We start from the raw sequence: 7,648 nt of genomic DNA on the forward strand, positions 1-7,648 counted from the left end.
CCGAGCGTTATCGGGGAGTCGGTCCGCGCAAGAACGGGCGCGCCGCGGCACGCCCTTCGCCGACCAATGGACCTTACGTTTACGTCCACGTCAAGTAGAAATGCCGCTACGGCACGAAACTCCTTCGTCGAGCGGATTTGCCGGTGCCGGGCGGCGACGCTATGCCATTGCTTATGGTCGAATTGCTCCTCGACGCCCACGCGCTGCTCGGCGAGTCGCCGCGCTGGCACGCGGGCGAATCGCGCCTCTATTGGGTCGATATCGACGCGCACCGCATCCACCGCACCGACCCGACGACGCGACGGACCGAGACGATGCAACTCGACGGGCCGGTCGGCTGCATCGCGCCGCGCGCGGGCGGCGGGCTGGTCGCAGGCCTGAAGGGCGGCTGCGCGCTGATCGACGTCTGGGGACGAGCGCCGCGCCCTTTCGGTCAACAAGTGCTCGCGGACATTCCCGAGCAGCGCTTCAACGACGGCTGCGTCGATGCCGCCGGGCGCTTGTGGGTCGGCAGCGTGACGCGCGACAAGACGAACCCGGCCGCCTCGCTCTATCGGCTCGACCCCGACGGGTCGCTGACGAAAATGCTCGGCGGCCTGCTGACGAGCAACGGCGCCGCATTCAGCCCCGACGGACGGACTTTCTATCACGCCGACACGCCGACGCACGCGCTGCGCGCCTATGCCGTCGATCCGGCGACCGGTATGCTGGGCGAGGGGCGGCTGTTCCACCAGTTCGAGACAGGCACCGGCCGCCCCGACGGCGGCACCGTCGATGCCGAAGGCTGCTATTGGTCGGCGCTGTGGGACGGCTGGCGCGTCGTGCGCCTGTCGCCGGCCGGCGAACTGCTCCAGACCGTCGAGCTGCCGGTGCAGCGCCCGTCGATGATCGCGCTGGGCGGCGCCGACATGCGCACCGCCTTCGTCACCAGCGCGGGCAAGGCGCTGTCCGACGAAGAACGCCGCGAGCAGCCGCACTCGGGCGGCCTCTTCGCCTTTCGCGTCGACGTGCCCGGCCTCATCCAGCCGGGCTTCGCCGGTTGACCGCCGCCTTGCATCGCCGCGCGGTCCCGGGTTAAGGCTCCCCCATATGGTTTCGCCCGAAACCAAAGTTCCCGGGAGATGACCGATGATGCCGCGCCCAGCGCCCCCTCTCGCCCGCCGCCTGTCGATGCTGCTCGCATCCACCGCGCTGGTTGCGGGTTATGCCAGCATGGACAGCCAGATGAGCAAAGCCACCGCCGCCGAACCCGCCGCCGCTCCGGCCGCGGCCACCCCTGCCGCCGACAACCCGATGCTTGCGCCGTGGACCGGCCCCTTTCAGGGGGTGCCGCCGTGGGACAAGCTCGATCCCGAGCTGTTCCCCGACGCCTTCCAGAAGGCGATGGCCGAAACGCGCGCCGAGGTCGAGGCGGTGATCGCCAACCCCGAAGCGCCGACGTTCGAGAATACGCACGTCCCGATGCAGCTCGCGGGCGACACGATGGACCGCGTCTATGCGCTGTGGGGCGTGCAGACGTCGAACAAGTCGAACGACCGCGTCGAGGCGATCGACGCCGAATGGAGCCCGAAGCTTTCGACCTTCTTCACCGAGCTGTTCCTCGATCCGCGCCTGTTCGCCCGCTACAAGGCGGTCTATGACGCGCGGCATTCGAGCGGGCTCGACGCGCAACAGATCCGCATCGTCGAGCGCAGCTATGACGAGATGGTGCGCGACGGCGCCAGCCTGTCGCCCGTCGACAAGGCAAAGCTCGTCGACCTGAATGCAAAGCTCGAAGGACTGTTCTCGGCCTTCTCGTCGAAGCTGCTCGCCGACGAGAAACTCTATACCTTCGTCACCGACAAGGCCGAGCTGGCGGGGCTGGAACCCGCGTTCGTCGCCTCGCTCGCCGCGGCGGCCGAGGCGCAGGGCAAGCCCGGCCAATGGGCGATCAAGAACACCCGTTCGTCAGCGCAGCCCGTGCTTCAGAACGCCGCCAACCGGAGCTTGCGCGAAAAAGTGTGGCGCGCCTTCGTGAACCGCGGCGACAATGGCGACGCGAACGACACCAACGCGACGATCGCCGGGATATTGAAGCTGCGCCAGCAGCGCGCCGAACTGCTCGGTTTCCCGACCCACGCGCATTATCGCATGGCCGACACGATGGCGAAGACGCCCGAAAAGGCGATGGAGCTGATGATGAAGGTGTGGCCCGCCGCGGTCGCGCGCGTGCACGAGGAAGTCGCCGACATGCAGGCGATCGCCGACGCCGAGGCGAAGGCCGGCAAGGGTCCGAAGATCACCATCGAGCCATGGGACTATCGCTATTATGCCGAGAAGGTCCGCAAGGCGAAATACGACCTCGATGAAAGCGAGGTGAAGCCCTATCTCCAGCTCGACAAGCTGCGCGACGCGATGTTCTGGTCGGCGGGGCGGCTCTACGACCTCGGCTTTCGCGAGAATACGGGCACCATCCCCATCTTCGATCCCAAGGTGAAGACCTTCGAGGTCACCAACCTCAAGACCGGCGCGAACATCGGCGTTCTCTATCTCGACAATTTCGCGCGCGACGGCAAACGATCGGGCGCGTGGATGACCACCTATCGCAGCCAGCAGACATTGGGCGGCGACCGCAACGTGCTGGCGTCGAACAACAATAATTTCACCGAAGCCGCGAAGGGCGAACCGACGCTGGTCAGCCTCGACGACGCGACGACGCTGTTCCACGAATTCGGCCACGGCATCCACTATCTGCTGCAGCATGTGACCTATCCGGCACTCGGCGGCGTGCCGCGCGATTTCGTCGAGTTTCCGAGCCAGGTGAACGAGAATTGGCTGATGACGCCCGAGGTGCTGTCGACCTATGCGACGCACTATCGGACGGGCGAGCCGATCCCGCAGGCGCTGGTCGACAAGATCCTGGCATCGGCGAAATTCAACCAGGGGTTCGAGACGGTCGAATATCTGGCGAGCGCGATCGTCGACATGAAGCTGCACGACCGCAAGACCCCCGTCACCGACATCGACGCGTTCGAGCGCGAGACGCTGGCCGAGATCGGCATGCCGAAGGAAATCGTCATGCGGCACCGGCTGCCGCAGTTCGGCCACCTGTTCAGCTCCGACAGCTATTCGGCGGGCTATTACAGCTATCTGTGGTCCGAAACGATGGACGCCGACACCTGGGCGGCCTTTACCGAAGCAGGCGGACCATGGGATCGCGGCGTCGCCGACCGGTTCCGCACCATCCTGCTGATGACCGGCAACGAAACCGACCGCGCCGACGCCTATCGCGCCTTCCGCGGTCGCGACCCGGACGTGAAGGCGCTGCTGCACAAGCGCGGTTTTCCGACCGACTGACCGGCATTCCGCCGCGAAGCAAAGGGGGCCTTCGCGCGCCCTTTGTCCTGTTGTATCGTCCGGCGGGTCCACGTTCGTGACCGCCAGGGCGATCTGGAATGGAATGGCGGGTTTCGACGTTTCTTCTCCCCTCCCGCAAGCGGGAGGGGTCGGGGGTGACAAGTTCGCGAGTCTCGCTGCCCCTCCCGCTTGCGGGAGGGGGAACCGGTGCATGGCTCAGACGGCTTCCTGCCCCCAAACCGCCATCACCACCGCCCCACAAATCCAATTGACGCCGGCCAGATGCGATATAAATATGATGTCATCTTTATATCGGAGGGTGCCATGGGTGATTCGTATGTGACGGCCGCGCTCAACCCAACGCGCGAGGTGCGCGCGGCGACGGCGAGCGGCTATCTGATGCTGTTCGTTTGGCTCGTCCTGCTCGGCATCGCGATCTGGGCGGGGGTGAGCAACGCCACGGGGACCGAAGCGTCGTGGAAATGGGTGCTGCTGGCCGTTTCGGCGATTGCCGGCACGCTGATCCTCTGCGGCTTCTACCTTATCAATCCGAACGAGGCGGCAGCGATCCAGCTTTTCGGCAGCTACAAGGGCACCGACCGCGAGACCGGGCTGCGCTGGGTGCTGCCGTGGCTGACGCGCCGCAAGATCGCGGTGCGCGCGAACAACGTCATCTCCGACAAGATCAAGGTCAACGACCTGCGCGGCAATCCCATCGAAATGGCGGCGCAGGTGGTATGGCGCGTCACCGACACCGCGCAGGCGCTGTTCGACGTCGAGGATTACAAGGGATTCGTCCTCGCGCAGATCGAGGCCGCGGTGCGGTCGATCGGATCGCGCTACCCCTATGACGACATCGAGCATCAGGAAGTGACGCTGCGCGGCAACCATGACGAGGTCGGCGCCGAATTGCGCAAGGCACTGATCGAACGGCTGGCGGTCGCCGGCATCACCGTCGACGAATGTGGCCTGACCCACCTTGCCTATGCGCAGGAGATCGCAGGCGCGATGTTGCGCCGCCAGCAGGCCGAAGCCGTGATCGCGGCGCGCCGGAAGCTGGTCGAAGGCGCGGTGACGATGGTCGAGATGGCGTTGCAGCATCTGTCGGAGAAGGACGTCGTCCATCTCGACGACGAGCGCAAGGCGGCGATGGTGTCGAACCTGATGGTGGTGCTGTGCGGCGAACGCGACACCCAGCCCGTCGTCAACACCGGGTCGCTCTATTGATTTGCAAGGATCGTTCGTGTCGAGCTCTTCGACGGCCTTAGCCGGCGCTCGGGGCCCGATGCGAACGGGAATTGAGGTTTGTTCCCATGCCCGCGTCGCCCAAAAAAGCCTTTGCCCTCCGCCTCGATCCCGCGCTTTATGCGGCGATCGCGCGGCTGGCCGCGGCCGAGTTGCGCAGCGCCAATGCCGAGATCGAGATATTGCTGCGCGAGGCGCTCGCCCGGCGCGGCGTGGCGGTGAAGCAGTCGGAGGGCCCGCGGCGCGGGCGCCCGCCCAGGACCGGGGACTGACAGTCGCCGAAGGCGACCGGGCGCACGGCCGCTTGCTCCCCATCGGCTAGATGGTTAAGGCCGGTCGTCATGACCGCCGCACCCTCCGTCCGCATCGCCCCCTCGATCCTCAGCGCCGATTTCGCGAAGCTCGGCGAAGAGGTGCGCGCGATCGAGGCGGCGGGCGCCGACTGGGTTCACATCGACGTGATGGACGGCCATTTCGTTCCCAATCTGACGATCGGGCCGATGGTGGTGAAGGCGCTGCGGCCGCATTCGGCCCTGCCCTTCGACGTGCATCTGATGATCTCGCCGGTCGACGGCTTCCTCGACGCCTTCGCCGCGGCGGGCGCCGACATCATTACCGTCCATCCGGAAGCGGGACCGCACATCCACCGCAGCATCCAGCACATCAAGTCGCTGGGCAAGCAGGCCGGCGTCTCGCTCAACCCCGCGACCCCGGCGAAGATGCTCGACTATCTGATCGACGAGATCGACCTTGTCCTGATCATGAGCGTCAACCCGGGTTTCGGCGGCCAGAGCTTCATTTCCAGCCAGCTCCGCAAGATCGAAGCGGTGCGCAGGATGATCGACAAGTCGGGCCGCGACATAAGGCTGGAGGTCGACGGCGGCATCGACGCGGGCACCGCGCCGCTCGCGATCGCGGCGGGCGCCGACGTGCTCGTTGCCGGCACCGCGACCTTCCGCGGCGGGCCGGACGCCTATGCCGACAATATCCGGCGCCTGCGCGGCGCCTGAGCGATGGAGGGGAGACCGTTGACCGTTGCCCCCATCGACCCGACCCCCGATGCGGGCGAAGACACGCCGCCGCTCGACGACTCGATCGAGCCCGGCAAGCGGCTGATCCGCCTGCCCGCCGACAAGGGGCTGTCGCTCGGCGACCGCATCGCCAACCAGATCACGCGGCTGACGTGGCGCACCCCGCTGCACGCCTTCCGCCTCAAGGGGCGCTTTCCGCTCAAGCTGCTCGGCGTGCCCGAGGACCCGGTTCCCGGCGACACGCGCGCGGGCACAGCGATCCGCGCCGGCCATTTCCTCCATCGCGGGCTCAGGCTGCCGCTCGCCACGCTCGATTTCACGGCGCTGGGCGTCGCGCCGAGCTTTGCCGATCACATCCACAGCTTTGCGTGGCTGCGCGACCTTGCCGCCACCGGGACGCGCGCCGACGGTGCGGCGATCGCGGAGGCGATCGTGCGCCAATGGCTCGCGGTCCATGGCGAGACGGTCAGCGAACCGGCGTGGAAAGCCGACAATACGGGGTGGCGCATCCTGTTCTGGGCTGCGCACGCGCCGCTGATCCTGTCGTCGAGCGATCTCGTCTATCGCTCCGCCGTGCTCAACCACCTCGCCCGCGCGGCGCGGCATCTCGACCGCGTCGCCGACAAGACGCGCCCCGGCGTCGAGCAGATGGTCGCCTGGATCGGCGTCGTCGCCGCCTCGCTGCTGATGCCCGGCGGCGAACCGCGACAGGTGTTCGGCGAAGCGGGATTGCGCAAGGTCATCGAGACGAGCTTCTACGCCGACGGCGGCAATATCGCGCGGTCTCCGCAGGCGCAGCTCGATGCGATCATGGCGCTGTCGATGCTTGCGCGCATATACGACATGCGGCGGATCGACCTGCCGCCCTTCCTGCACGAGGTGCTGGCGCGCGCGGTTCCGGCGCTGCTCGGGATCGTCCACAGCGACGGCGGCATGGGAAGCTGGCAGGGCAGCGGCGCGACGCCGGCCGAAACGATCGCGGCAATCGTCGCGGCGAGCGGCGTGCGCACCCGCCCGCTCAAACAGGCGCGCGACTGGGGCTATCAGCGGCTCGTCGCGAACAAGGTCGTGCTGCTCGCCGACGCGGCGCCGCCGCCGATCGCGCGCGTGACCGAGGCGGGCTGCGCCTCGACCCTGGCATTCGAGCTGAGCGACGGGGCCGAACGCATCGTCGTCAACTGCGGCGGCGCGGCGCTGACCGGCGCGACGATCCCCACCGAACTGGCGCGCGGGCTGCGCACCACCGCCGCGCATTCGACGCTGGTCGTTGCCGACAGCAATTCGACCGCGATCCTGCCCAACGGCTCGCTCGGCAAGGGGGTGACCGAGGTCGAGCTCGACCGGCACGAAACCCCGCAGGGCAGCCGGCTGGAAATGAGCCACGACGGCTATGCGCGGCGCCACGGGCTGATCCATCGCCGCCTGCTGATCCTCTCCCCCAACGGGCGCGAATTGCGCGGCGAGGACATGCTGCTCCCCGCTCCGCGCAGCCGCCGCAAGGGCGACAAGCATTTCGCGCTGCGTTTCCATCTCGGCCGCAACATTTCCGCCAGCCTGACCGCCGACCGGCTCGGCGCGCTGCTGCGCATCGCCGGCGGGCCGCTGTGGCAGTTCCGCGCCTCCGAGGGCACGCTCGCGGTCGAGGAAAGCCTGTGGGTCGACGGCGAGGGCCGCCCGCATCCCACCGAACAGCTCGTCGTCACCGGCAGCGCCCCCGCCGGCGGCGTCAGCATCGGCTGGATCTTCAAGCATATCGGGTAAGCGGCTTCCATCGCGGTGAGCCTTGAATTTGCGCTAGGACCAATCGACATTCAGCTCTGGCGGCCTGCAAATGGCGGCTTTTCGCGCTTCCGCTGCTCACGTGCCGTCAGCACGCTGCGCTCCGAGTCGCGAAAAACCACCATTTTCGCCTCGCCATCTTCTGAATGTCGATTGGTCCTAGGTTTCGTTTACATTCAGGATTTCCATTGGCGCAGGATTGTGATTCAAGCTGCTGGCTGTTTGGAGGTCGGCATGGATGGATCGACAGGAAGTAA

The 7,648-nt window shown here is 67.1% G+C and carries 7 protein-coding genes; all 7 read left to right on the forward strand.

The features are described from left to right. The first annotated feature begins 173 nt into the window (after positions 1-173). Positions 174-1,043 carry an SMP-30/gluconolactonase/LRE family protein gene (locus ABS88_RS18330; RefSeq protein ID WP_067186091.1) on the forward strand — a complete coding sequence of 290 codons (870 nt, stop codon included), beginning with the start codon at positions 174-176 and terminating at the stop codon, positions 1,041-1,043. An 85-nt stretch (positions 1,044-1,128) separates the two neighbouring features. Next, the gene (locus ABS88_RS18335) at positions 1,129-3,336 is read left to right on the forward strand and encodes a M3 family metallopeptidase (RefSeq protein WP_286750274.1); all 2,208 of its coding nucleotides are present in this window, start codon (positions 1,129-1,131) and stop codon (positions 3,334-3,336) included. 324 nt (positions 3,337-3,660) lie between these two features. Then, a complete protein-coding gene (locus ABS88_RS18340; RefSeq protein ID WP_286750275.1) occupies positions 3,661-4,563 on the forward strand; it encodes an SPFH domain-containing protein in 903 nt (300 codons plus the stop codon). An 86-nt stretch (positions 4,564-4,649) separates the two neighbouring features. Further along, positions 4,650-4,853 carry a toxin-antitoxin system HicB family antitoxin gene (locus ABS88_RS18345; protein ID WP_241941790.1) on the forward strand — a complete coding sequence of 68 codons (204 nt, stop codon included), beginning with the start codon at positions 4,650-4,652 and terminating at the stop codon, positions 4,851-4,853. A gap of 69 nt (positions 4,854-4,922) precedes the next feature. Continuing rightward, positions 4,923-5,591 carry a ribulose-phosphate 3-epimerase gene (gene rpe / locus ABS88_RS18350; RefSeq protein WP_067186097.1) on the forward strand — a complete coding sequence of 223 codons (669 nt, stop codon included), beginning with the start codon at positions 4,923-4,925 and terminating at the stop codon, positions 5,589-5,591. 3 nt (positions 5,592-5,594) lie between these two features. After that, positions 5,595-7,373, forward strand: coding sequence for a heparinase II/III family protein (locus tag ABS88_RS18355; protein ID WP_286750276.1), 1,779 nt, complete (start codon positions 5,595-5,597; stop codon positions 7,371-7,373). Between the two features lie 15 nt (positions 7,374-7,388). After that, positions 7,389-7,648: hypothetical protein (locus ABS88_RS18360; protein WP_286750277.1), on the forward strand; the 260-nt coding region annotated here is incomplete at its 3' end.

This window comes from Sphingopyxis sp. SCN 67-31, assembly GCF_001725095.1.

What these genes read in the sequence shown, in the direction of transcription:
- ABS88_RS18335 (WP_286750274.1), top strand. Translation starts at nt 1,129, where the DNA reads ATGATGCCGCGCCCAGCGCCCCCTCTCGCCCGCCGCCTGTCGATGCTG.
- ABS88_RS18355 (WP_286750276.1), top strand. Translation starts at nt 5,595, where the DNA reads ATGGAGGGGAGACCGTTGACCGTTGCCCCCATCGACCCGACCCCCGAT.
- ABS88_RS18345 (WP_241941790.1), top strand. Translation starts at nt 4,650, where the DNA reads ATGCCCGCGTCGCCCAAAAAAGCCTTTGCCCTCCGCCTCGATCCCGCG.
- rpe (WP_067186097.1), top strand. Translation starts at nt 4,923, where the DNA reads ATGACCGCCGCACCCTCCGTCCGCATCGCCCCCTCGATCCTCAGCGCC.
- ABS88_RS18330 (WP_067186091.1), top strand. Translation starts at nt 174, where the DNA reads ATGGTCGAATTGCTCCTCGACGCCCACGCGCTGCTCGGCGAGTCGCCG.
- ABS88_RS18340 (WP_286750275.1), top strand. Translation starts at nt 3,661, where the DNA reads ATGGGTGATTCGTATGTGACGGCCGCGCTCAACCCAACGCGCGAGGTG.